This is a genomic window from Paenibacillus sp. V4I3, assembly GCF_030817215.1.
Lineage (GTDB): Bacteria > Bacillota > Bacilli > Paenibacillales > NBRC-103111 > Paenibacillus_E.
Genome location: NZ_JAUSZA010000001.1, coordinates 3,222,564 through 3,245,206, shown reverse-complemented (window position 1 = coordinate 3,245,206; position 22,643 = coordinate 3,222,564). Strand labels below are relative to the sequence as shown.

General features: G+C 39.2%; 16 protein-coding genes and 5 pseudogenes. 3 read left to right on the top strand and 18 right to left on the bottom strand.

Annotated features, from left to right (window positions below):
• Window positions 1-190: 190 nt before the first annotated feature.
• The 12 genes and pseudogenes from QFZ77_RS14970 to QFZ77_RS14920 all read right to left on the bottom strand — a co-directional run bounded on the left by QFZ77_RS14970 (window position 191) and on the right by QFZ77_RS14920 (window position 15,892).
• Complete coding sequence (locus QFZ77_RS14970; RefSeq protein ID WP_307440792.1) at window positions 191-1,186, bottom strand: serine hydrolase domain-containing protein; 996 nt, start codon at window positions 1,184-1,186, stop codon at window positions 191-193.
• A gap of 471 nt (window positions 1,187-1,657) precedes the next feature.
• A complete protein-coding gene (locus tag QFZ77_RS14965) occupies window positions 1,658-2,182 on the bottom strand; it encodes a hypothetical protein (RefSeq protein ID WP_307440790.1) in 525 nt (174 codons plus the stop codon).
• A 495-nt stretch (window positions 2,183-2,677) separates the two neighbouring features.
• Window positions 2,678-3,544, bottom strand: coding sequence for a hypothetical protein (locus tag QFZ77_RS14960; RefSeq protein WP_307440789.1), 867 nt, complete (start codon window positions 3,542-3,544; stop codon window positions 2,678-2,680).
• Between the two features lie 208 nt (window positions 3,545-3,752).
• The gene (locus QFZ77_RS14955; RefSeq protein WP_307440788.1) at window positions 3,753-4,082 is read right to left on the bottom strand and encodes an HIT domain-containing protein; all 330 of its coding nucleotides are present in this window, start codon (window positions 4,080-4,082) and stop codon (window positions 3,753-3,755) included.
• A gap of 152 nt (window positions 4,083-4,234) precedes the next feature.
• On the bottom strand, window positions 4,235-4,630 hold the full coding sequence (locus QFZ77_RS14950) for a hypothetical protein (protein WP_307440787.1): 396 nt from the start codon (window positions 4,628-4,630) through the stop codon (window positions 4,235-4,237).
• A 574-nt stretch (window positions 4,631-5,204) separates the two neighbouring features.
• Window positions 5,205-8,054, bottom strand: a complete 2,850-nt coding sequence (locus QFZ77_RS14945; RefSeq protein ID WP_307440786.1) for an Ig-like domain-containing protein — start codon at window positions 8,052-8,054, stop codon at window positions 5,205-5,207.
• A 903-nt stretch (window positions 8,055-8,957) separates the two neighbouring features.
• A pseudogene (locus tag QFZ77_RS37800) lies at window positions 8,958-9,122 on the bottom strand (transposase); the annotation flags it as partial.
• 409 nt (window positions 9,123-9,531) lie between these two features.
• Window positions 9,532-10,482 (bottom strand): formylglycine-generating enzyme family protein, encoded by a 951-nt coding sequence (locus QFZ77_RS14940; RefSeq protein WP_307440785.1) that lies wholly within the window; start codon window positions 10,480-10,482, stop codon window positions 9,532-9,534.
• A 235-nt stretch (window positions 10,483-10,717) separates the two neighbouring features.
• Window positions 10,718-11,392 carry a hypothetical protein gene (locus tag QFZ77_RS14935; protein WP_307440784.1) on the bottom strand — a complete coding sequence of 225 codons (675 nt, stop codon included), beginning with the start codon at window positions 11,390-11,392 and terminating at the stop codon, window positions 10,718-10,720.
• 681 nt (window positions 11,393-12,073) lie between these two features.
• On the bottom strand, window positions 12,074-13,159 hold the full coding sequence (locus QFZ77_RS14930) for a GerAB/ArcD/ProY family transporter (RefSeq protein WP_307440783.1): 1,086 nt from the start codon (window positions 13,157-13,159) through the stop codon (window positions 12,074-12,076).
• 43 nt (window positions 13,160-13,202) lie between these two features.
• Window positions 13,203-14,360: a Ger(x)C family spore germination protein gene (locus QFZ77_RS14925; RefSeq protein WP_307440782.1), complete on the bottom strand. Its 1,158-nt coding sequence runs from the start codon at window positions 14,358-14,360 to the stop codon at window positions 13,203-13,205.
• Window positions 14,357-15,892: a spore germination protein gene (locus tag QFZ77_RS14920; protein ID WP_307440781.1), complete on the bottom strand. Its 1,536-nt coding sequence runs from the start codon at window positions 15,890-15,892 to the stop codon at window positions 14,357-14,359. The genes QFZ77_RS14925 and QFZ77_RS14920 overlap by 4 nt, the downstream gene beginning before the upstream one ends.
• A gap of 639 nt (window positions 15,893-16,531) precedes the next feature.
• On the opposite strand from QFZ77_RS14920, the pseudogene QFZ77_RS14915 reads away from it, so the two are divergent.
• Window positions 16,532-16,687: pseudogene (locus QFZ77_RS14915) on the top strand (TetR-like C-terminal domain-containing protein); the annotation flags it as partial.
• Window positions 16,650-16,817 carry a hypothetical protein gene (locus QFZ77_RS14910; protein WP_307440780.1) on the top strand — a complete coding sequence of 56 codons (168 nt, stop codon included), beginning with the start codon at window positions 16,650-16,652 and terminating at the stop codon, window positions 16,815-16,817. The pseudogene QFZ77_RS14915 and the gene QFZ77_RS14910, both read left to right, overlap by 38 nt.
• A gap of 595 nt (window positions 16,818-17,412) precedes the next feature.
• Here QFZ77_RS14910 and QFZ77_RS14905 read toward each other — a convergent pair.
• From QFZ77_RS14905 to QFZ77_RS14885, 5 genes and pseudogenes are all read right to left on the bottom strand, one after another.
• Window positions 17,413-17,622 (bottom strand): annotated as a pseudogene (locus tag QFZ77_RS14905) (SDR family NAD(P)-dependent oxidoreductase); the annotation flags it as partial.
• Window positions 17,623-17,789: 167 nt separating this feature from the next.
• The gene (locus QFZ77_RS14900) at window positions 17,790-18,473 is read right to left on the bottom strand and encodes a YjjG family noncanonical pyrimidine nucleotidase (RefSeq protein ID WP_307440779.1); all 684 of its coding nucleotides are present in this window, start codon (window positions 18,471-18,473) and stop codon (window positions 17,790-17,792) included.
• 72 nt (window positions 18,474-18,545) lie between these two features.
• Window positions 18,546-19,007, bottom strand: a complete 462-nt coding sequence (locus QFZ77_RS14895) for a carboxymuconolactone decarboxylase family protein (protein WP_307440778.1) — start codon at window positions 19,005-19,007, stop codon at window positions 18,546-18,548.
• Window positions 19,008-19,090: 83 nt separating this feature from the next.
• Window positions 19,091-20,011: an EamA family transporter gene (locus QFZ77_RS14890; RefSeq protein ID WP_307440777.1), complete on the bottom strand. Its 921-nt coding sequence runs from the start codon at window positions 20,009-20,011 to the stop codon at window positions 19,091-19,093.
• A gap of 35 nt (window positions 20,012-20,046) precedes the next feature.
• Window positions 20,047-20,671 (bottom strand): annotated as a pseudogene (locus QFZ77_RS14885) (FMN-dependent NADH-azoreductase).
• A gap of 330 nt (window positions 20,672-21,001) precedes the next feature.
• On the opposite strand from QFZ77_RS14885, the gene QFZ77_RS14880 reads away from it, so the two are divergent.
• Window positions 21,002-21,505 carry an RrF2 family transcriptional regulator gene (locus QFZ77_RS14880; RefSeq protein ID WP_307440776.1) on the top strand — a complete coding sequence of 168 codons (504 nt, stop codon included), beginning with the start codon at window positions 21,002-21,004 and terminating at the stop codon, window positions 21,503-21,505.
• Between the two features lie 594 nt (window positions 21,506-22,099).
• On the opposite strand, the pseudogene QFZ77_RS14875 reads toward QFZ77_RS14880, so the two are convergent.
• Window positions 22,100-22,291, bottom strand: a pseudogene (locus QFZ77_RS14875) (cadmium resistance transporter); the annotation flags it as partial.
• Between the last annotated feature and the right edge of the window lie 352 nt (window positions 22,292-22,643).

Sequence of the window (22,643 nt, the reverse complement as noted above, 5' to 3'; positions counted from 1 at the left end):
TCCCCCTTTATTTTTTAATAGACGCATAAAAACTAATCATAGTTGCATTTTCCTCCCGTTACTTGATGAACAAAAAGAGAACTGCCGTGCGGCAAGCTCCCTCACTATAGTTCCTCGTTAGTTCAATCTGGTTCAATATTCTCCTATGTGTAATTAGGGTTTTCATTAACGATGAGTTGCATGATACTTTTTATAAATTCAACAGATTCCTTATTCTCTCAAACAACACATATGAATTTACTTTCTCGTAATTCCACAACATGATTATATTCACTTTTTTCTCAGGAAATTGCCAAACGTCTGCTTTATATCCCGGAGATCCTCCAGGAATCCACCTGAAATTTTCACCCAAAAACCAACCATAACCATACTTAAATTTAGGATCAAAATCTACAGATGCATATGGTGTAAACATAATATCTCCAGAAGCTCTTGATAGAATTGTTTCGTTTAAAATAGCTTCACACCATATATTGAGATCCCTAACAGTTGAATATAATTCACCTGGTGCTTCAATTTCAACCAATTTATCGTAATCTGCGTTCCTAAATTCTCCGTTTTCAATCGTGTATCCATACGCTCGATTAACAACAATTTGTCGGGGATTATGAAGTCCGGTACTTTTCATATTTAGTGGATTAAAAAATATTTCATTCAGTAAGGTTTCAAATGGTTTTCCTGTAACTGCCTCAAGTATATACCCCATTATAATAAAACCTGTACTGTTATATTTCCATCCTACACCTGGGACAAACAGTTGTTCCTGATTACTCAAATAATTAAGAAAATCACCTTTTTCGTTGTTCAACTTGCTCATTTCATATCGAATGTTCGGTATCGCATAAATATCATATAATCCAGAGGTGTGAGATATTAGATGGTGTAATGTGATTTTATGATGCACATGTTTGAGCGTATCAATATAAATTCCTGGATGTGCATGTAGATTAATTGAAGATTCTTCATGAAGTTTAATAGCAGCGGCAGCTATGAACATTTTTGTGACTGATGCAATAAAAAATTTCATCTCCAGAGTATTTTCAACACCGAACTGCATATTAGCCTTACCATATGCTTTCTCAAATAATACTTTACCATCTTGTGACACAAGTAAAGTGCCACTCAAATGGTTTTGTACTTTATAATTTTCAACTATCTTGTTTATTTCATCCCAAACATTATCCATATAAATACCTCCATTTATAATGATTTTCCAATCGACTAGAGACTTATGTAGAGTATCATGGTCAAAAGTAATGTACTCCGAACATACTTTATACACTTCCGAAATCACTGTAGTCTTACCAACTCCAGAAGCCCACTCACTAAGAACAGAGGTTTTTCTTAAATAATTAGCTCCCATAAAAATCACATCAATAATAACATACCATATTATGGTATGTTTTCATCCTCTTTATTGGTAGGGAAAAAATATATACATATAACTATTCTGCTCTTTAGTTTAATGACAAAAAGAGACCCACAGCAACGGGCTGCGGGTCTAAGTTTATATTTTAAAGGGGGTCAGTTTTTATTATAACCTTTAATGATTAATACCGGATGAAAATAAGATTTCAATCGTATAACATTTACTCAACTATCGTTCTGCGTTAGTTGAACGATTCATTATTGCTTAATTATGAACCGTGGTCGTTACCTATTGCAGTTCCTCTTGATTAACCAGTGTCCATATATTTTCGTCTTTATTCAATATCGTGGATTTGATTTTTAAAACGATATCCGCTATATGAAAGCTTCCGTTAGAACGTTCCCATACTACTCTGGCTGCCTTGTGATCTTTACTCAACAAAATTCCATATTGAGAGTCACCCGTTTTATATGCTTTTTTAGCCTCGTTTAGTGCCATAAAGAACGATTGTGCTTCAACATCTGAAAGTTGGTTTGTGAAATGCCTGTCAATATCAACTCCGTATATTAAATCCCAGTCATCCTTTTTAAATTTTTCACCTTTACTCTCCTCAATCTTAATAATTCCATTTTCCCATGATTTGTACAATCGATCTACGACTTCTTTCTTTTGCTGTTGCTCTGCTGGTACAGTTACTACTTTAATGGTCGTTGCATTTTCTTTTGGAGTAGAAGTAGCGAATGCAGGTGTAAGGGAGAGTATTCCTGCAATAACCGCTCCAGTAATTGTAATAGTAATCCACTTTTTGTTCATATTTTTATCTCCTAATAGTACCGAATTATTAGTAAGCAAACGTTCTGAGACGCATAGAAGTCGTAATTTGAATTTTCTAGGTGATATCAAACGTGTGTACCCGTTGGTTTAAAAGTTATTACTTGCTAATAAATTCTCTTCAGAAGTTTAGACGCAAATTATAAGGAAAAAGTTTCAAATTCTACTTATTTTAAACTCTCATTACTTTAATAAACAAAAGAGGAGCTACCTTGAAGCAAGCCCCTCAACTATCGTTTCGCGTTAGCGCAATCCTGCGGTTACCGTAAGAGAGTCATGAATAGCATCGACTTACCTAACGTTAGGCACAGGAAGCCTCAACCAAACAAAATAAGCCGTTACAACCACCACAGCAACGATACCGATGATCCACCACAAAGATTTCTTCAATCCTGTCCCCCCTTGCCTTATTTCACCATTATACTGCCCGTTAAGCTATAGTTCCCGTTAGTGCAACGAGCATTATGATATTCAAAATTAATGATGCTGTCGAGCCATTTGCATTTCCAAGAAACGGCTTCTGGTGTCGGCGGGTTTGTACTGTTTTAAGAACCCGTGGTCAAATGTAAAAAAGGCGTAACCATCTTTGTTGCCAATTTCAATGAAATGCTTCCCCTCCTCCACAAAAAGGGATGAGTAAAAAACTTCTTCTTTAGCCTCATCAGGGAAGAGACTACTATCCCATTGAATAACTGTCGATTCGAAACGATCATATTCTGCGACCCAACGATGGATCTCCACAGCAGGCGGAACCCAATCCGTCTGGTTTCCGACCCATTCAGGGACACCGTCATTGTCGAGATCCATCGGAATGGCGGTATGTCCTTGAAAATCGATTATCTTCCATGAATCGGTTTTGTGATGATAAATCACCAACCCGTTCTTTGCACCTATTTTACCAAAAGGGATTTCAATAGACGCGCCAGACACATCCCCGGTTAAGAAATTCATCGGATTAATCCAAGCTTGATTTTCATTAAAATTAGTCAAGTTACCCAACTTCCATTCCGAGTTCTTCCCCTTGAGATACCCCGTATATATTGGTGAGGCATCACCACCACTTTTATAAATATGAACTTCCGCCTCAGAGCGAGATAGAGCAAAGCTTTTGATAAGCTTTGCCTCAGAAGGAGGAGTGCCTGACTCTAGTGGTTGTCCCAAACCTTCACCGAAGGGAAAGGCTATATTCTCAAGAAACAAGTCAGGTCTATAGACCGATTGCTGGTCACTATGTCGAGAGTTTGCTGTTGGCATACTGGTATGATGAACCTGATCATTACTGCAAGCGAGAATACTAAGCAATATCGGTATCATTATGCCGAAAAACCGGACTATCTTCGTCAATATATAAATCCCTCACTCTCCTATTTGTCTTTATCCATTAAATACTATCCTTTAATTACAAAAAAAGGATGGACTAAAAGGACCATCTTATTCCACTAACCTGCCCGATACCTCAATAAACAAAGCAGGTTGCCGCGGCGCCTGCTTTGTTTATCTGTCTTTATGCAGCTAACGTTCTGCGTTAGTTCGGCGAGCAAAACAAATACGATTAGCGTAATGGCTCGCCATAAAATACATGAAAATGAAGATGTTTTGAGTCTTGGTATTTCCCCAAATTAGTCAGCACCCTGCAGGCTCCATGCTCAGACAGAACCTGAGATGCAACCTTTTTAACAACGTCCATCAACTCAATTAAGAGCTCATTGTCGCTTTGTTCCAGTGTAAGAAGAGTTGGGATATGCTTCTTTGGAATCGTAACAATGTGAACGGGATAAAAAGGGCGAGTGTGATGATAAGCAAGAACATTTTCCGTCTCCAATACCTTTTGTACAGAAGTACGACCACTTAATACCTCATCGCAATAAAAATCCTCAGTCATACATTTCCCCTCCGTATCTCGTTTACCTTATTTTTACATTCGTGATACATTGCCAGTATCCTGCCCGTTAGCGGAGCGAAAGGCTACCACGCAGCTGCCATTTCGAAGTTGAACTATAGTTCTTTGTTAGTAGAACAAAAAAAAATTATAATCTACGGTAATTTAGTGAAAAAGATGCATTTTTTGTAAATATTTTTTGAGAGTTCAATGGCTAATTGCTCTTGCTGATTTACACCTCTAATTGCAAATAAATTGCCTCCACCATTCCCAATTATCGTAGGTCCTTCAGAGGTATTTCTACCGACTTCACCATTATTGGTTGGGTACGGACTAACTTGTTTATTCACTACCCCTATTTTCTTATCAATCTGATCGATTGGTATTGACTCATCAACCAACTCGTAAATATTGTCATTCCACGCCAAACTTAAGCGTACTGATTTACCATACTCCAATTCATTTATACGGTTCTCGGCTTTTGGGGCTGAAGAACAACCTGAAAGGATTATTATTAAAGTTACAACAATGAAGAAAAACTTCCTAATCATGTTCTCACCTCTAAAGAAATAGACGTTACTTTACAAACAAAAGTTACAATTTAATTCTTAAGTCTTATTGCATTAATCTGCCCGTTAGTTTAGCGGTTAAATTTTATGTGTCGGCATTCGGACAATGTTCTTGTCACAAATCGGCAATCGACTCAAGTTCTTGACATTGTCAATTTACAAGAACTTGAGCCGATAAATAAAAAAGCCCGCGGTTTACGCGGACTACTGCTCACCATTACTTAGCACATTGTTTGAATTAAAATATAACTCCTAAACGAAACAAAATCAATTCCAACCATTACGTTTAGAGGATAAAATTCTGACTCTTACCTTTATCGTACAAGCATGTTCCTATGGAAGATGTGTCAAAAATATTTGATGCTGCTGCAAATCCTTTATTTCTTGCTTGAGATGAAACTGATGCTTCTATTTGTGATACGGTTCATGTAATGTTCTATTTGTATCGCCTCCAAACTTACTATAGTAAAAAGCCAGCGTAACAAATCGCTGGCTTTTCAAATTGAATATGGCTGGAGAATTCATCTCATCATCAATAATTCATAATTGACATTATTTATTTAGGTTTTACTACAACAGGAATAATTATTTTAAATCCATCATATTCCGCAAATATCACAGCTGCTCCTTCTGATTTCGCTACGATCTTATGATCAGCGGTCACTTCAGCTACTTCCGGATTAGACGTACTCCATGTGACATCAGCCGTAACGACTTTTACCGTTCCATCGCTAGACATTGCATTAATGACTACCTCACTTGTTGAGCCTGCTGAATTTACGATATAACCCGGCGAAGAGCTTATCCCCAATGTAAATGTAGGATACTTTGCTACGACTTCAACATTAATTGTCGTTGACATACCAAAAACAGTAGCAGTTATCGTCGTTTTTCCAACAGCGTGAGCGATGATATGTCCATCAGCAGAAATCGTTGCAACCGATTCGTCCGCCACCGTCCATTTTACTAGGCTAGTAACATCAAAACAATCACAATTACCATCTCTGCCCGGATGACCAAAGAAAGCAATTATAGACACGTCCGTCGACTTATTAGGTTCTAACATCACATTGCGGGGAAATGACGTTAAAGCTACAGGCTTTGTGTTTCTTACCCAAACAGAATCTCTCAAACCTCCATAATTGAAATAGATGTATGCTTCACCAGGGCCGACCCATCTAATGACCCCGTTCTGATCAACAGTTGCTACTTTCTCATCGGAAGATTCCCACTTCCCATCAGTATCAACCTGAACTATATTATGATCTGTATATTCCGCAAAGGCGTCCACATCTACAGGAGCTCCTGCCTCAGGCTGTATTAGCATTCCCAGTATGTTTTTAGTGATTCCGACTAAATTAACTGGTCCCTCTTTTTCTGTTACTTTTACTGGAATTTGAATAGAAGGGAAACCTTCAATTGTTGCACTAACTTTCGTTTTACCAATTTTCTTTCCAGTAAATTTCCCGTCTGTAACACCAGCAACATTAGGATCCTCTGAAATCCACTGGATTGACTTCGTAATCTCTTTTTGAGTTCCATCATTGTATTGGGCTAAAACATGTACGGGATAAAGCTTATCTTTTTGAACAATAACATCCAATGAGGATACAAGCAATGATTCTATTTTTAAATCCCCCGTAGATGCATTATTTTCAGAAAGGATTGAAACCTTCAAGATTTCGGTGCTTGTCCCGTGATTGATAAGGACCTGAGTTGTACCTGGTGCAACGGCTGTAAGAACACCATTCTTAACTGTAACAATGCTTGGGTCTAGTGATGTGAATCTTGAATCTGAAGTGACGTCAGTTGTTGAACCATCTTGATATTTTGCTTTTACAGAAAACGAATGCATGCCCTCGGCTAACCGAAAGGAGATGTTAGTTTCACTAGGAATCAGATCAACAATTTTATTCACTAAATCTTTAGAAGGTTCTTTTGAAACGACAATAGGAACCTGCTTTGAGTAACCGGAGCTATCTACGGTAATTATGGCTGTACCAGTACCTACAGCAGTAAGTAGGCCATCCTTATTCACTTTAACAACATCAGGATTAGATGATTTATAAACCGCAGATGGAGTCGAATTTACAACAGATTTGTCCGTATAGCTCGCTTTTACCTCCAATTGCTGCTGTTGATGTACCACCATATTTTTTATATTTGGTGTAACAGAAATCGATTCAGGGGTTGGAGCCTTCTTCTGACCATCTTTATCCGCGACAGCCACCGGGATATCTACAGTGTGACGACCATTAGCATAGATAGCATGCAAAACGGTTGCGCCACTCAATTGACCAATAACCTTTGATGTACCACCAAAATTTTGCTGAACTGAAGCTACGTAGAAATTGTCGGAGTACAATTGAACGGAAGCTGTGACATCCTCCGTGCTCCCATCACTGTAAATCGCTGTTATTGCAATTGGCGCTTCATCACCTACACCTATGGAGAGGTTTGATGGAGAAGCAGCCAAACCAATAACTCTTGGAGTAGTAAGCTTATTGGTGACAGTAACCTCAATTTTAACTGGAGGAAGAACATCTGATCGATAGGAAGCTGTCACAATTGTTTTACCTGTCTTACCTCCTATGATTAATCCTGAATCCGTTACCGTTGCAATGCTGCTATCTTCGACAGTCCACTTCACTTCACTTGGATTTACATTCTCTGACTCTCCGTTATTGAATACTTCGGTTAATTGAACCGGCCAATTTGCACCTGGCAAAATTTCAACAGCAGGTTCATCAATTACAAGCTTCTCCGGCTTAACAACATTAACAAGTACAGCATCAACCAATTTATCGTATTTAAAATATATATATGCTTGGCCTATTCCAACTGGGGTAATCAGACCATCTTTACTAACTGTAGCAACATTACGATCTGTCGTTGTCCAACTTCCTAAAGAAGTAACCTGTCTACTCTCGGGGTCCCTTGTAAAGGCAAATACTTGAACCGGCTTATCAGAGGTTTCTAACCTCAACTTGCCAGCCGAAAGTAGAAGCGCCGTTACATTTTCTGGAACATCTCTTATAGAAGCAAAGAAGTTTATCTGTGGGAAAGTTGAGTAGGTTACTCTCAATGAAACATCACCTGGTGATATCCCTTTTAATACGCCATTTTCAACCTTTGCAATCGACGGATCTCTTGATTCCCATTTAGCTAAATTAGTTACGTCTTCCATCGAACCATCGCTATAAAGTGCTTTCAAAGCGATAGGACGCTCTTCCCCTTCATCTATGAATGTAATTCTAGGTGCAGCTAAAACGAGCGATACAATTGTTTTCCCTTCTGCCTTTACTGACTTTTCAGGCGAGGCAGAAGCCAAACTACTAAATAGAGACAGGATTACTATAAAGATGAGAGTTAATACTGTAATTCGCTTTGTTACCTTTGTTCTCATTTGCCAACCTCCGTATTTTTTATAGCAATCAGCCTTTCAACCTAATATTAGACTATAAAAAATGTATATCATATAGAGCGATAGTTTTGATTTTTCAGAAATATAGCATTGATTTCCACTTATCTGTTTTGTGACTTTTCACATTGATTTCGACATTCATAAAATTAAATTCTACTGGAATCGATCCGTATCAACATAAACGCCGTTAGTTTGCTTACTGGCATGCTTATCCTTTCAAATTAAATAGTCCTTGGGGATCAATGACTATTTAACCACTGGTCAATTATATCAAGTTTTTATCCCTAATCGTATTGCCATACAAGCTGTCCCTTTCTCATTTTTGCTGCATAGATGATTTGCCCCGTATGATGCTACATATTTAAAGCCCACGACTACTTAGGTGGATATGTTCGAAAAAAAGATAATGTACTTGTTACATTTTATATTTAATTAATTGTATCTAAAAAACCCCTTCAGTTTCTTCACTTCTTCACTGAAGGGGTTTTTTAGATACATATTTAAGGATCGTTAGTTTCTTATTAGGTATTAGTTATCTATTAAACTACTTTTATAGAATAAACTAACTTTGTTGTCTAAATATTAACTTCTTGTAACATAGGTGTAAATATCACATATAATTGAGAGACTTGAAAAACTCACAGGACTTATGCAGTTCGCGAGATTAATTGGTATTTGTGAGAATCTATGTTTGAGTAAACCGGCCATCACGTCATGAAAAGTTGGGGAGGCCAGTAATCCGAAATAAGACTTGCAAAGCGGCGTGCTTCTATGTCAAAATCGATGAAGATTCGTTCAGACCCTTTGCGGTTTCTGCGACGGACCTGACAACGAGTGTGGAAGAGGCCACGAACCATTTCGCCGTGGGTGTAGCCTTCATCATCACTATGTTTTTTTGTTGTTTAATTGCCATAACGCATAGGTAAGAAGGGTTTCGGTTGCAAAAAGTAATTCCATATGTGCATGCTGGTGTGCCTCGGATTTGGAATGGCAAGACTCAAAGCCGAGTTCCTGCTTAGCGACCCGGAAGAAAACTTCGATGCGCCAGCGTTTGCCGTAGACACTTCAATTTGGTAATTTGAACTCGTAGAATGCGAACGGCTATATCATCATTATGTTCAAGGAAAATAAAGTATTAGACTGAAAAGACCTAAACTTAAGAAAATCAAATAAAAAAAAGGGTTCTACATATTATGTATGACTAATATGTGGAACCCTTTATGTTTAACTATCGTTTCCGTTAGCTTAGATGACCATTATCATTAATATCGGTAATGGACTTTTAATTTAAAAAAGCAATATTATCCATTTTATTATTAAAATGAATACCGTAATCCCGATTAATTGAAATATGTAATCTTTCCAGGAAAATTTGTCTTTGCTCAATTTTAATTTAAAAACTAGAAAGGATGCTACACCAAAAATAATTGAAAGTATCTCTTCCAGCATATACCTCACCTCAGGAGATCCGAAAATTTATCACTGGTCTAAAACCATGGTCGTTAGAATCACGCCTATCCGGTGGATAGAACAAACGTTGAGATCCTCTGCTTGTATATGCTGGACTAGACCAAGAACCACCTCTTAATATTCTGCAAGGTGCGTGACCAGATCGACTTCCATGCTTTTCTGGCCCTCGCGGGTTCTTTCGTTGGCTTTGAATATAATAATCAGGATCATACCAATCCATACACCATTCTCGTACTTGTCCCGCCATTCCACGGACACCACACCAAGATATATCCTTTGGATATAAATCTACAACTGTCGGCCCTTCAATTTGAGCTACTCTTTGTCCAAGCCATGAAGAGTCAGGATATTTACCATTAGGATCTCTACCACTCCCTATCAACCAAAGACGCCATTCTTCATTAGACCTGAAGAACTTATTTGCAACAGTGTCTCCACATCGGCAATCATGTAGATCCAATGAATCTCCCCAAGGAAAGATTCTACCTTCCGGTCCTCTAGCTGCATACTCCCATTCAGCTTCATATGGCAGTCTTACTCCCGCCCAATCACAATAAGCCACTGCATCTTCCCAAGAAGCAGAACTTAGAGGAAGATTTTCTGTTCCTTTAACTGGTTTCCCATCATGCCAAGCACTGTTCCGTCGACTGTGAATCGTATTATCAACCGGTGCAGGGTGTCCAGTGTCTTGCATAAAAAGATAATATTGTCCAATCGTTATTAAATCACGATAAACCCAAAACCCATCGATTTCAACTTCATGATGAAATAACTCCCCAACCCAATCCTTGCCTCCAACTTGAGCATTAAACCAATCTTCATGCCATTCGTTCTTTGTCCAAAGTTGCCTAACTTCAAATTCATTGCTTCCCATCATGAATGTTCCAGATGGTACCCAAATAAGAGTTGATCCATCTTTTGGATTAATATGAGTATTCAAAGATTTTAACCTCCAATTCAGGTCAGTTTTTATAAGTACTCATTTAGTCGCAAAATTATCTTTAGAAAACTGTATGAACTATATTCGTTAATTTCATGAAATATCCCTTGCTGATTATTACGATCTATTAAATTAATCTGCCCGTTAGCACAACGCGGCTGCCGATCCATGTCGGCAACCGCGTTGTGTTTAAAGCCCCTCAAATAACTAATAATCTTAAAATACATTGAAAAAATCATTCTTTCATAGAATCCCCAGAAAGCTGTATCATAACAACTTGCTTGTCACTTAAATCAACAACTAATGTTATAGTGGGGATAAAGGTGGCAAAGAACCTCAAAGCTTTCGACTCTTTCAATTCATCTACAAATGTCCAACCAGTTGGGATAAAGCCAAACTCTTCATTTAAGTCAAAATATCCTTTTGTGAAAAAATCCTGAATGTCATTTGTATTGTCAATATCATACTTATCTAACTCATTGAGTTTAACGGAGTAACGAGTAAGTTCTCTTTTTTTACCATCTGTCCATATACTCATGTCATTATTTCTAAATAAGTCATGTATAACCTGAATTATTCCGTTATTCGTACTGTCAAACATTTTTTTTGATTCTTGTTTAAGGTATTGCATATTAACAACTTCAATTTCATCTTCAACGCAAACAATTTTTACATCTTCAAAATGAGGTGCTATGTCATTCATTATTAAATAACGAACAGTTTCATCTTTCGCAGAATAGACATTCATCATATTGTCCGAAAGAAGCGCACTGCCAGCTGAAAGCAATCGTGCTAATTCAGTCATATATGCAGGAGATTCAAGTGAAACCTTTTTCAAATTAAACCGCCTACCAAGTATTTGCTTCGCACTTCTGTTGGTTGGCATAGACTCCTCAATCCAATCGAACAAATTTACCATCCCTATCTATGTACAGTTGTTGCTCTTCTAAATTATACCATATAATGCTATTTCTTCAATAATTGCTCATGGACTAGGTTTGTGTCGAGTTATTGTGCTGAACTATCCAATAGCTTAACGAGGCTGTCGATCATGCCGGTAGCCTCGTCTTAGGTGTTATTGAGCTATAGTTTTCGTTAGTTCAACTGACAACGGCAGCCAATCGAGTGTGGTTGCCGTCATGCGGGATTGAACTTTAGTTTTCCGTTAGTTGGATGATCGATGACACATTTGCTTAAATTCGTTTCCAAACATGCGCTGGTGCATGTTCCTCTTGATTGATAAGCTTTGTTTCATCATCCAGCCGAATCCATGATTTAAAAGAGTGCTCCCCTTCTTCTAAACGAATGATCCGTGCCCCTCGAGGGAATTCATCTTTTCCATAGCTGTTATACCCTGTTGCCCGTCCATAACATAGCTGCTGTTTCCTCATGTCGGATGAGTAAAGCTTTTAATAACCAAAAAGGGCGTCGCGCCTATCGAAACGAATGCCATCATTATTCCAAACATGACAGATTTCAGTGCCTGAACCGGTCTTAATGCTTTCATAAAGAAGTCATCTCCCATTGTTAGAATACCAATAGTATAGTACTTTGGTCAGTCTGTTGGACATAATACGTATATCTCCAAATTCTAGCGGCTCACGGATTTCTTTTTTATGATCGTGATGATCCATAATAATAGGGGAATACAGATACCACAAACGGGGAATATCACGGAAGACCAAAATTTGTCGTATTGTGTGAAAGACGTCTCATCCGGAATCAGAATAGCCAAAATAAAAATCACCGGCGCGCCGAACCAAATCATATTCTGCCACTTCTTAGCCTTGAACCATTTCGCCGTTTCATAGCTAACGATGAACAAATATAGTGATAATTGGGCAAACACTCCGAAAATCCAGATAAACATAATGAATATATCGATGTTTTGAATGAAATTTAATATATTAATCGTTCTTACAAACATGAAGTAAGGAAATCTTATTTTGGCTGCTAAATTTGGACCAAAAACCAACAATACCATAAGTGTGGAGACAGAAACTAAGAAAATGGTAGTACCCACTCCTAAAATAGATCGTGAAAGCGCCTTTTGCGGATGCTGCATAAAAGAAATGATCACCAGGAAGGTAAATGGGCCTGCGAACCAAAAAGCGGGAGCGAGTGATCCTTTTAAGATGTTCAACCAACCTGAATCAAAATAAATCGGCATTAATTGATGCAAATCCACATTGCCAATGTTTAAAATGATACAGAGTAGCAACATTAAAATGATTATCGGTCCCATGAGCTCGCAAAATCGACCGATTCCGTTAATTCCTGCAGTATAAGTCAAATAGATCGTGACACCGATTAATAGCAGCATAATCATCCATATAGGTGTACTATCAACGAGCACAAGATGTAAAAAGTCAGCAAATGAACGCAATAAAGCAGCAGATAGTACATACCATACAAGGAGAAACGGAATAACAATTAATCTTCCTAGCCATTTTCCTAGAAGGGATTGGCTAAATTGAGTCAATGTTTGATTGGGGTGGAGCATACTCAAATGAACAACAAGTAAGCATAAGGCTATCCCTAAGCCACCCCCAATTAACATCGATAACCACGCATCTTGTTTGGCTATTATGATAGCAGGTGAAATTCTTAACCCGAGCATTGTAATGACTTCTGTTGTTACAACAATCCAAAATAGTTGGTTTCCGGATATCTTCATGATTCATTCACTCCTCTAAGATGACATACAGGCTGTACATAGATTAAGGCCTGCCCATGATAGATGAAGTCGTTTGGCCCGGGTCTTTGCAAACAATTTCTACTTTGACCGAAACTTGAAGTTGAGAAAAGGTGTTGCTCCAATCTTTTTCTAAGTTTTTCCACTTTTTCGGGTGTTTTCGATGAATGACTTCACCAAACCCGAAGATGTCCGTTTTGTACTGCTTCTGTACTTTATCAATGAGCTGCTGGATCGATTTTTGAGTCTTTTGACTGAATTCATCTTGTATGATTTGCAGATCTTTTCGTGTGGTCGGATCTAAGTTTGCATTGTTTTCTACAATTGCTGCTTTACCTGCAAGCAGTACGTCGATTTGTATCTGATCATTGACGAGATTCACTTGTATACGCTGATCTAATTTTTGCATTTTTAAGCTAACGTTACCTTTTCCCTGTGGGACATATGAAGTGATGACAAAACCCCCTTGTTTGCCAGTAAGCCAATTGGTATAGAATGATTCTTGCGTATTCAAGAATCCTGCTAATTTCAAACCGTTATCTTTGTTTAAAATGGCAGCTCCGGAATAAACGTATTTCTTTAAGGGAGTCATGCTTACCACAGGTAAAAGGGGATTTGTACCTTGGCTCAAAGCTTCTGTCAAAAAATTTCGGTAATAGTATGGCTTCATAAATAAGATATGTTGTTGACTTACGAGTTCCGTTGAAGTGAACGGATCAAAATTAGGTTCCAGGGAAAGGAGATCTTTGGCCAGTCCATCTTTAACGACATAAATCGTTGAGCGCATCTCCGATTGCGGATTGCGAATAAACATATCGACAAAGTCTGATATCCCATATTCGGCCAACGTTTGCCCGACAAGGATTGTCTGGCGATGACCGTAAAACAATTGTCGAGAAAGCTGTGTCTGAAGGTTTTGTCCAGCATCCATAAAATTCTTTCCCGTAGCCGACACAACATGAAAGCTTTTTTTATCTCCAGCACTACCGCCGCCGTCTAGACTACCGCCTATAGCTGCAGGAATCGCTATTTGAGAACTGATTTCAAATTTGCCATCTTTGGTAAGATCCATGGACGCGCTGTTAATGAATGCGAGCTGATTCGGTTCTCGAAGGTCCCAGCAGCCCGTTAGAATCGCTACCATCAGAAGCAATATGATATTAAGTTTTCCTATTCTCTTCATGGTTGTTCCGCCTCATTTTCAGGCACGTTATACTTGGCGAGTTTACGCGGTTGACGTATTAACACATCTTTGAGCCTACGTGGGATAAGCGGAGCTACCGGAGCAAGATAAGGAGTCCCGAATGGACTAAGCTGAATCAGGTGTGTAATAATCACAATGATCCCGATGGCTAACCCTAATAAACCAAATGTCCCAGAGAGTATTAATAATGGGAATCTTAATATCCTCAGGGGAAAGCCGGCTCGATACCGCGGAATGACAAATGATGCAATGCCGGCAGCAGAAACGACAATCACAATAGGTGCTGAGATGATTCCGGCGCGCACTGCAGCCTCACCAATAACCAATGCCCCTGCTACGGTTACGAGGGGGCCGATCTGTTGCGGCAAGCGGATCCCTGCTTCCCGTAAACCTTCAAACATCAACTCCATCATAAAAACTTCAATCACTGACGGGAATGGAGACATTTCTCGCAGTGCGGTAATTGTAATCATCAGTTTTGGAGGGACCATCTCTGGATGAAAATTGGTTAGAGCAATATAAATAGAGGGAGAAACAACCGAAAAGAATATAAATACATATCGAATCCATCGACTAAAATTCACGAACAGGAATCGTTCATAATAGTCGTCAGGCGCCTGTAATCCACCCCAAAATGTTATCGGGGCAACAAGTACATAAGGAGATCCATCCGTAATAATCCCCAATTTCCCCTCCAGCAAACCAGCTGCAATCACGTCCGGGCGCTCGGTGCTCCCTAATTGAGAAAAAGGTGAAAAATGACTCTCTTCAATGGATTCCTCGATATATCCCGACTCCAATATGCCATCCATTTGGATTTGGTTTAATCGGTTTCGAACTTCATTTAAAACAGACATGGAAACGATACCTTCAAGATAGACAACAACGACTTCTGTTTTCGTTAAGTTTCCGATTTGTAACGATTCCATTTTCAATTTTGGTGTTGGCAGTATTCTGCGCAGCAGTGAGGTATTGGTTCGAAGCTTTTCAGTAAAGCCTTCTCTGGAACCACGAAGTGTAATCTCCCCAGAAGACTCTTGAACGCTTCGAGTTTCAAATTGTGAGACATTCCCAAGCAGGGCGACGTCATCTCCATCTACCAATATGGCGATGTTCCCCTTTAAAATGTGTTCCGTAATATCCCCAATGTCAGAGACTTTTTTGGTTTGCAAAATGGAAATAAGATTTTTTTCGCAGATTTGAGAGATCGTTTCGATCGTCCCAAGTCCTTGAGGCAGCCCATCATAGATTAATGGTTTAAGGACGTTTGTCATGATGATGTCGGCATTGATAATTCCGTCGACGTAGATTAATAGCAGTTTAGTCGAGCCTTGAATTGTCATTTCGCGAAATAGAATGTCTGAACAATTTTGAAATATATGCTTTAAGATTTGCTCATTCTCGGTAATGTTTTTGCCAATATTTTGACGCGGAATATCGCTATTGATTTGAGGCTTATTTTCTCGGGTAGTTGACTTCTCAGACCTGTTCACAACGTTCACGTCCTTCATGCTGAAACTACCCATTATTCTATCCAGTTTTTAACACTTTACTCGAAGGAATGTAAATCTTACTTCAATCCTGAAGTCGTGTAATTTTCAATAATATGCTTTTGGAAGATGATGAAGATGATTATGTTTACTGGCCGGTAAACATAAGCCGGGTCAGCCTGCGGAAAATACTCGATTTGCCAATAATGAAGGCTGCCTCTTTTTGTAATTTGCTGAACTAACGTTTTCGTTAGCGTAATAAAGTTCCCAAACTAATCACTTATTCATCAGTACGCTCATTCAGGAACCTGTCACAGCCACTATATTTCCTTCATCATCGAATGCTTTCGCAGATAATTTCCATTCCCTGGATAGTTATATTTCAGACTCGAAAAAGTCCTGTGTAGGATAACCTATAAATACATTATCTGCTACTGGCATTGTCACTCTAATCAGACTGTCAGAAGCATTTCTGTTAATAAATGTGACCTCTACAGTTGCTACTTTTTTATCTGCCCTTATAGCACCCCAAAACACGTTACCAACACTTTTTGTATTAAGTGACCTAAACAAGAAGGGAGTCAATCCATTGTCTGCAGTAAATGTCCACCCATCTTCCCCATCAGTAGAATAAATGTATAGGAAGGTAACAAAGAGGTTGCCGTTCAATTTATGTTATCCGCATACATTGGCGTCGTGGAATGGTGGATCAAAAACAATATGCCCTTGTCTCCGCAAACCGTTTCCGAGCAGCTATGGGATATGTTAGAAAATAATTATGTGCAAAAAAATCTCACTCACAGGCGGGACAATTGATTTCTTATTCGTATGGTCCAAGATCGGAATAAGCGCTATCCTCACAATACAAGCGATCCAACTGAATCGTATCGTAACTTCGGTCATCAAAAAGCCGCCGGTGCGCCAGCTGCAGAAGTTGAATCCATAATTCTCCGCAACAACGCAGCTCCATGGATATAGGTATCCATGGACTAACATATCCCGTAAGAATGATTTTATTATCCCCCGCAATAACGAAGGCTGTAGCCGAAAATTAGGCATCTATATTTGCGAATCAAGACAATATCCGGAGTCCATTGTGATGTATATTTCAAAGAAAGAGCCATCCCGCAAAGGATTTCTCTCTCTAAAACCCCCCGTTACAGATAGCGCAGTGAACCGCACCATAAATGAGGGGGAAATTGGATGGAACTTCTTGAGGTTGGGTAGGCTATGAACTAGCTGTTACCATACTCAGCATCGCTGCTGAAACGAATGTGCTGAGCAAAATCCTTAGGAGGTTCTTTTTCTTATGACTGTGTCATTAAAAGCGGAATCCCGCGAAGAAGCAACGAAATCCGATAATAAACAACTACGTGTGAAAAGGCAGAATACCTGCCGTCGTTTAGGGTAATAAAGTGGCAGCCACGGTCATTACAGTAGACCAGAAGGAATTACTGGCACTGCTTCGCCAGAATCCACATGCTGTACCAGAAATCTGAAGTGCACCCCGTCAAGCACGAGCTTTCATCGGGCTGAGGCTGTTTATCTAAATCTTCCGACTTTGATATTTCACCTTGGACGCCTGTAACATACATACCGATCTGCTTCACAGCGGCATCCAGTTCACGTTGTCTACGTCCCGTGATAAAAACATACGCACCTTCTTGTACGAACTGTTGTGCCGCCGTGAGACCGATACCGCTTGTACCTCCGATTATAACAGCTATTTTACCGTCAACTTCCCATCCTATAAAACTCCTTTTATAATTTTTTTATAATGTAGACGCCCTGACTACCTTACAAAACATCCTATGAAAGATAGTATGGAGGAAGAGTTACAAGAAAAACAATACCCACTTTTTTGTGATATAGTCACCAAAAACTGATAATTTAGGGGGTACTTCGATTATTTTACAGCCTAGTAGATGGGAATAAGCTCTGTTAAGCTTGAGATCGTATATGTGCTTTTAATTTCTGCCGGACTTTTTTGCGCCGTTCTGTTGATCCAACAGGTATCAATGCCCGACAGAAGTCCGCCTTTGATATCCGTATTTAATGAATCCCCAATGACAAGTGCTTCTTTTCTATTAAAATTTGAAATATGGTTCATCACGTAATCAAAAAATTCAATTGAAGGTTTTTGATAGCCAATGCTTTGCGAATCAAAGATGTCTTCAAAAAAATCATATAACCCCGACTGCTTCAATCTCTTGAACTGCGTGCGAGTGATACCATTCGTGATTACAAACAGTCGATGGGTTGCGGATAAGCGCTGACAGACATCCAATGCGCCTTCCATCAGTAACTGGGTTCCATCACCCAATAGTTCCCTATACAGATTCTCCCATTCCAAGCCGTCCACGACTTTCCCCATCTTAGACATCGTTTCTGAAAATCTGGAGTTCAGCACGACGTCGAGCGCAATATTTCCGTTTTCGTATTCGGCCCATAATTGTTTATTAACGGAATTATATAATTGAATCAACTCATCCGAAAATGCATATCCGTATTGCTGAAACAATTTGGTTAACGAATCCTTTTCATTCGCGCCGAAATCCAGCAACGTATCATCTAGATCAAATAGAAGTATCTTGTATCTCATTTTTCCCTCCCTTCTTTGATTACGATTACTCCCCGAACATGAATGCACGGGGAGTTCGCCTTCAACTATAAGTTACTTACGTACAGTTGGCTGATATTCGCCAGGTACCATACCCGTTGAAATCGCCATTCGATTCCAACTGTTGATCCCGTTAATCGCCATTAGTAAATCAACAAACTGCTCTTCGTCAAAATGTCTACGGACCTGCTCATACAATTCTTGCGGCACGCCCCCATCTGAAATTCTGGTCACAGCTTCCGTTAATGCTAATGCAGCGCGCTCGGATTCAGTATAGAACGGAGCTTCACGCCATGCATTGAGCAAGTACAATCGCTGTTCCGTTTCCCCCATTGCGCGCGCATCTTTAGTATGCATGTCAAGGCAGAAGGCGCAGCCATTAATTTGCGACGCACGAATTTTAATCAGCTCCCACAGTTTGTGGTCAAGACCGCTCTTCTTCACATACTCTTCCAATTTTAATAGGGTTTGCAAAGATTGAGGACGCACTTTCATATAATCCAATCTGATTTCCATGTTTCATTTCTCCTTTTAGTTGTGATAGATAGTATCATTAACTTTTATGGCTCCGTATGGAGACAAGAATCATATTTCCGATTTTATAATGCATCGACATTTGGGGAGCGACTATTCCAGCGCTTCATAATATCAGGCAGGGCAATACCAAACATCGTAATCCCTACACCGAGCCATTGCAGCCAGTTGACAGCCTCATTCAGTACGAGATACGACATAATGACAGCCATTGGAAGTTCTGCCGCACTCAAAATTGTGGCTAGTCCACCTCCAATGCGTGGTACGCCGATAGCATAGAACAAAGGAGGAATCACGATACCGAAGAGAGCAAGCAGCAAAGCCCAAGGCAACAGCGCTTCGTGTAAAGCTCCATTTATTAGAAATCGTGGTGGAAACAACAACATGATGAGAACAAATGAACCAGACAACGTAATTGCGCTTCGAGTGATCGGAGAGATTTGTTTGACTGTTTTCCCGCTAAACCAAATGAACAGCGTATAGGTCACAGCAGACAATAAGCCTAAAGTAATTCCTAACCATGAAACAGCTTCTTTGCTCCCGCCTAAATAGCCGCTTGCTAAAATAATTCCAATAAATAAAATAATGAGCGATATAATTATACTTTTTCCAGGTAGTTTACGTTCAACAATTGCTTCCAACAAGATTCCTAACCATGTAAATTGAAACAATAAGATAGTCGCGAATGAAGCCGAAATATATTGGAGCGCGGTATAATAAAAAATTCCCGTTAAGCCTATTGTCGTCCCAACTGCCATAAGTATTAACGCTTGACTCTTCGTTACTTTAACTGTTTGCAGCGCCGCGGATTGCCTTGAAGTTCTCTTTGTCACGAAGACTAATATCCATAGCATAACCACGCCGAATAAACTTTGGCTGCCGACCACATCTCCAACATGGAAACCAGACTCATAAGCTTTTTTTACAAAAGTAGCTAATAAGCCATAGCTGCATGCTCCAGCTAAAACGAATAAAATGTATTTCATGTTGCCTCTCCGTGTCCAGCTCGGTCTCTCCACATTTAGAAACGTTTGGCTAATTCAAGTGCTTGTTGAGTGGCTCTTTCTTTAATAGTAGCTACTTTATCTGGTGCAGCTCCCGTACCCTCAATATAAATAAATTCTATTGACGATATACCAATGAATTTACATATAGCTGTCAAATAGCTATGGCTGAATTCGAATCCTGCCGATTGCCCCTCGGAGAGGACGCTTCCGGAAGCTTGAATGTTAAGCAATTTTTTGTCAGTTGCTAATCCGATAATACCTTCAGGTGTATATTTAACGGTTTTCCCAGCTATGCAAATTGCATCAATATAGGCTTTTAGTACGGGTGGGAACAAAAAATTCCAAACAGGATTGACGACGACGATTTTATCTGCCGTTAGAAATTGATCAACAATTTCATTCAAACGTGTTACTTTAACTCGAGTACTCGAGCTCAATTCATCAATTGTACTGCCGCTTCCAGCCACTTAACACTTCGGCGTCAAGTTGAGGAATATCCGTTTTATAAAGATCTAAATGAACAACTTCATCGATAGGGTTCGCTTCCTGGTAGGCTTGGACAAATTCATGACCGACTGACAAACTATGGGATGCACTCTTATCTAGTGGATGTGCAGTTACGTACAAAACGGTTGACAAAATTGATCTCTCCTTAATAAAAAATTTCACTGCTCATTACTTTGGTTTGAAATTAAGACCGCCTCGCCCGCCCATCGTCTACAGAATCAACAGAGTTTTAAATGATCATCACTTCCTTGAAATATTAAATGTTTTATACTCGGATAAAGTGGACAAGGTTTAGCGTGGTTTAACGTTGTCTAATATATCTCTTTAGTGGATGTCTGTCAACCAATAAATCAAAGGTCATTTTGCTTAATATATCTAATTCCCTATTTGACAAGGGTTTTAAATCCACCTAAGATGATTAATATTAATAACAACCTTTTAATTTAGAAAGCAGGTGTTTGCATGCAGTATAGTATAGGCGTAGAATATGCACTGCATTGCTTGGTATATTTAGTCGATATTCCACAAGATTCTACAATTAGTGTTAAAGAGATTTCCACTTTTCAAGGAGTTCCAGAGAGCTATCTTGCTAAAATTTTTAGTAGATTAGCAAAATCTGGAATCGTAATCTCTGTCCCTGGAATAAAAGGAGGCTATAGATTAGCCAAGTCACCTTCGGAGATTTCCTTTTGGGATGTAGTTGAGGCTGTGGAAGGGGCTGCTCCTATTTTTCAGTGTAAAAACATCAAAAATAATAGCATGCTCTGCCGTGATGAAGAGTTTGCAGCGAGCTGTCGAGTTACTCCCTGTGTGATTAAGCATGCAATGCTTGAGGCTGAAGATAGTATGCGTAATATGCTGCGCAACAAGTCACTTACATGGTTGAATGAAGAGCTTAATCGAGTTCTCTCCCCTCAATCACGCAAAGATACACAAGATTATTTTTCTAAAAGCAGAAATGTATAACAGATAATTTTTAAGGGAAATATATAGAATAAATTTAAAGTAAATTGTACCACTCATAATATCCTGGACTATGTTTTTACATGCTTACCTCATCGATGTACAAGGAGTGTGCACATTTACCACTCCAGACGACCTCGAATTGTTTTTATGTAAACATCAACAGTCCAGTCTGGTAAAATTTATAAGGGAGATGCCAAATCTTCCCCCTTTACATAAATTGTCGGAATTATCCATAGTAATGACTTCCTCCGGTAGTACGAAAAAGGTCGGGGATACTTTGAAGTGCAGCCTTTAGAATAGACATTGGATAAAAACCCTTGTTAATCCGATGAATTCTAGGGGATGCATTTTTATATCAGACGAAGAAAGGACAGAATTTTAAAACATAACAGTGGAAGAGATAATGGGAATGGCATAAAGTTCTTACCATTTGGTTTTGACAAAAATTTAATCCCATAATCAAAAAAGCCACGATTTTCGCGGCCTTTAATACATCAAATGATCGGTATTTTCGATCATCAAATAATAAGTTCTAATGTGTTCGGTCACCCTCTTTATAAGAAAAAGCAGACAACCCTTAATATAACCATATTATTCTAACACTTTTGCTATAAGTGGCGCTTTAACCAGTTTGTATCCTAGATAGCACCAAATCGCGACCATAACAATGAAAACTACCAGTGTTGTTATGTTTGCGCATAGATTTTGGCTCGCGAATATCGGGATGAAAATCGCGATATTATCGCTGCCGTTCGCAAACGTCATCGCAGCGACCTTAAATGTAGATCCGAAAACCCAACACTCTTTCAGTTATGATTACATAATTTAATATTAAGACAACTCATCCTTCACTTAGTCAACCCATATCACATGTGGGTCTTTTTTTTGCACCTTCAGTTCCAAGCATCAGGGAAGTGCTGAAGACAAGCAAAACAGAGCTTCTTCAAACGATTAAGGATCAATCTCATTTCAAGAATCTGTCGTATTTCCCCCGCACGATATTTGTATAAAGCAGGAAGCTGTAGTTTCTAAGGAGACTCTTTGTTAAATGCTTAACGCGGCTGCCGATCGATGTCGACAGCCGCGTCTTAGTTGTTTATTAAGCTATCGTTCTCCGTCCCTCAGTTTTAAGGGTTTA

Excerpts from the sequence above, each read along its gene's own strand:
- QFZ77_RS14970 (WP_307440792.1), bottom strand. The coding sequence starts at position 1,186 with ATGGATAATGTTTGGGATGAAATAAACAAGATAGTTGAAAATTATAAA.
- QFZ77_RS14965 (WP_307440790.1), bottom strand. The coding sequence starts at position 2,182 with ATGAACAAAAAGTGGATTACTATTACAATTACTGGAGCGGTTATTGCA.
- QFZ77_RS14955 (WP_307440788.1), bottom strand. The coding sequence starts at position 4,082 with ATGACTGAGGATTTTTATTGCGATGAGGTATTAAGTGGTCGTACTTCT.
- QFZ77_RS14950 (WP_307440787.1), bottom strand. The coding sequence starts at position 4,630 with ATGATTAGGAAGTTTTTCTTCATTGTTGTAACTTTAATAATAATCCTT.
- QFZ77_RS14945 (WP_307440786.1), bottom strand. The coding sequence starts at position 8,054 with ATGAGAACAAAGGTAACAAAGCGAATTACAGTATTAACTCTCATCTTT.
- QFZ77_RS14930 (WP_307440783.1), bottom strand. The coding sequence starts at position 13,159 with ATGAAGATATCCGGAAACCAACTATTTTGGATTGTTGTAACAACAGAA.
- QFZ77_RS14925 (WP_307440782.1), bottom strand. The coding sequence starts at position 14,360 with ATGAAGAGAATAGGAAAACTTAATATCATATTGCTTCTGATGGTAGCG.
- QFZ77_RS14920 (WP_307440781.1), bottom strand. The coding sequence starts at position 15,892 with ATGAAGGACGTGAACGTTGTGAACAGGTCTGAGAAGTCAACTACCCGA.
- QFZ77_RS14910 (WP_307440780.1), top strand. The coding sequence starts at position 16,650 with ATGTGCAAAAAAATCTCACTCACAGGCGGGACAATTGATTTCTTATTC.
- QFZ77_RS14900 (WP_307440779.1), bottom strand. The coding sequence starts at position 18,473 with ATGAGATACAAGATACTTCTATTTGATCTAGATGATACGTTGCTGGAT.
- QFZ77_RS14895 (WP_307440778.1), bottom strand. The coding sequence starts at position 19,007 with ATGGAAATCAGATTGGATTATATGAAAGTGCGTCCTCAATCTTTGCAA.
- QFZ77_RS14890 (WP_307440777.1), bottom strand. The coding sequence starts at position 20,011 with ATGAAATACATTTTATTCGTTTTAGCTGGAGCATGCAGCTATGGCTTA.
- QFZ77_RS14880 (WP_307440776.1), top strand. The coding sequence starts at position 21,002 with ATGCAGTATAGTATAGGCGTAGAATATGCACTGCATTGCTTGGTATAT.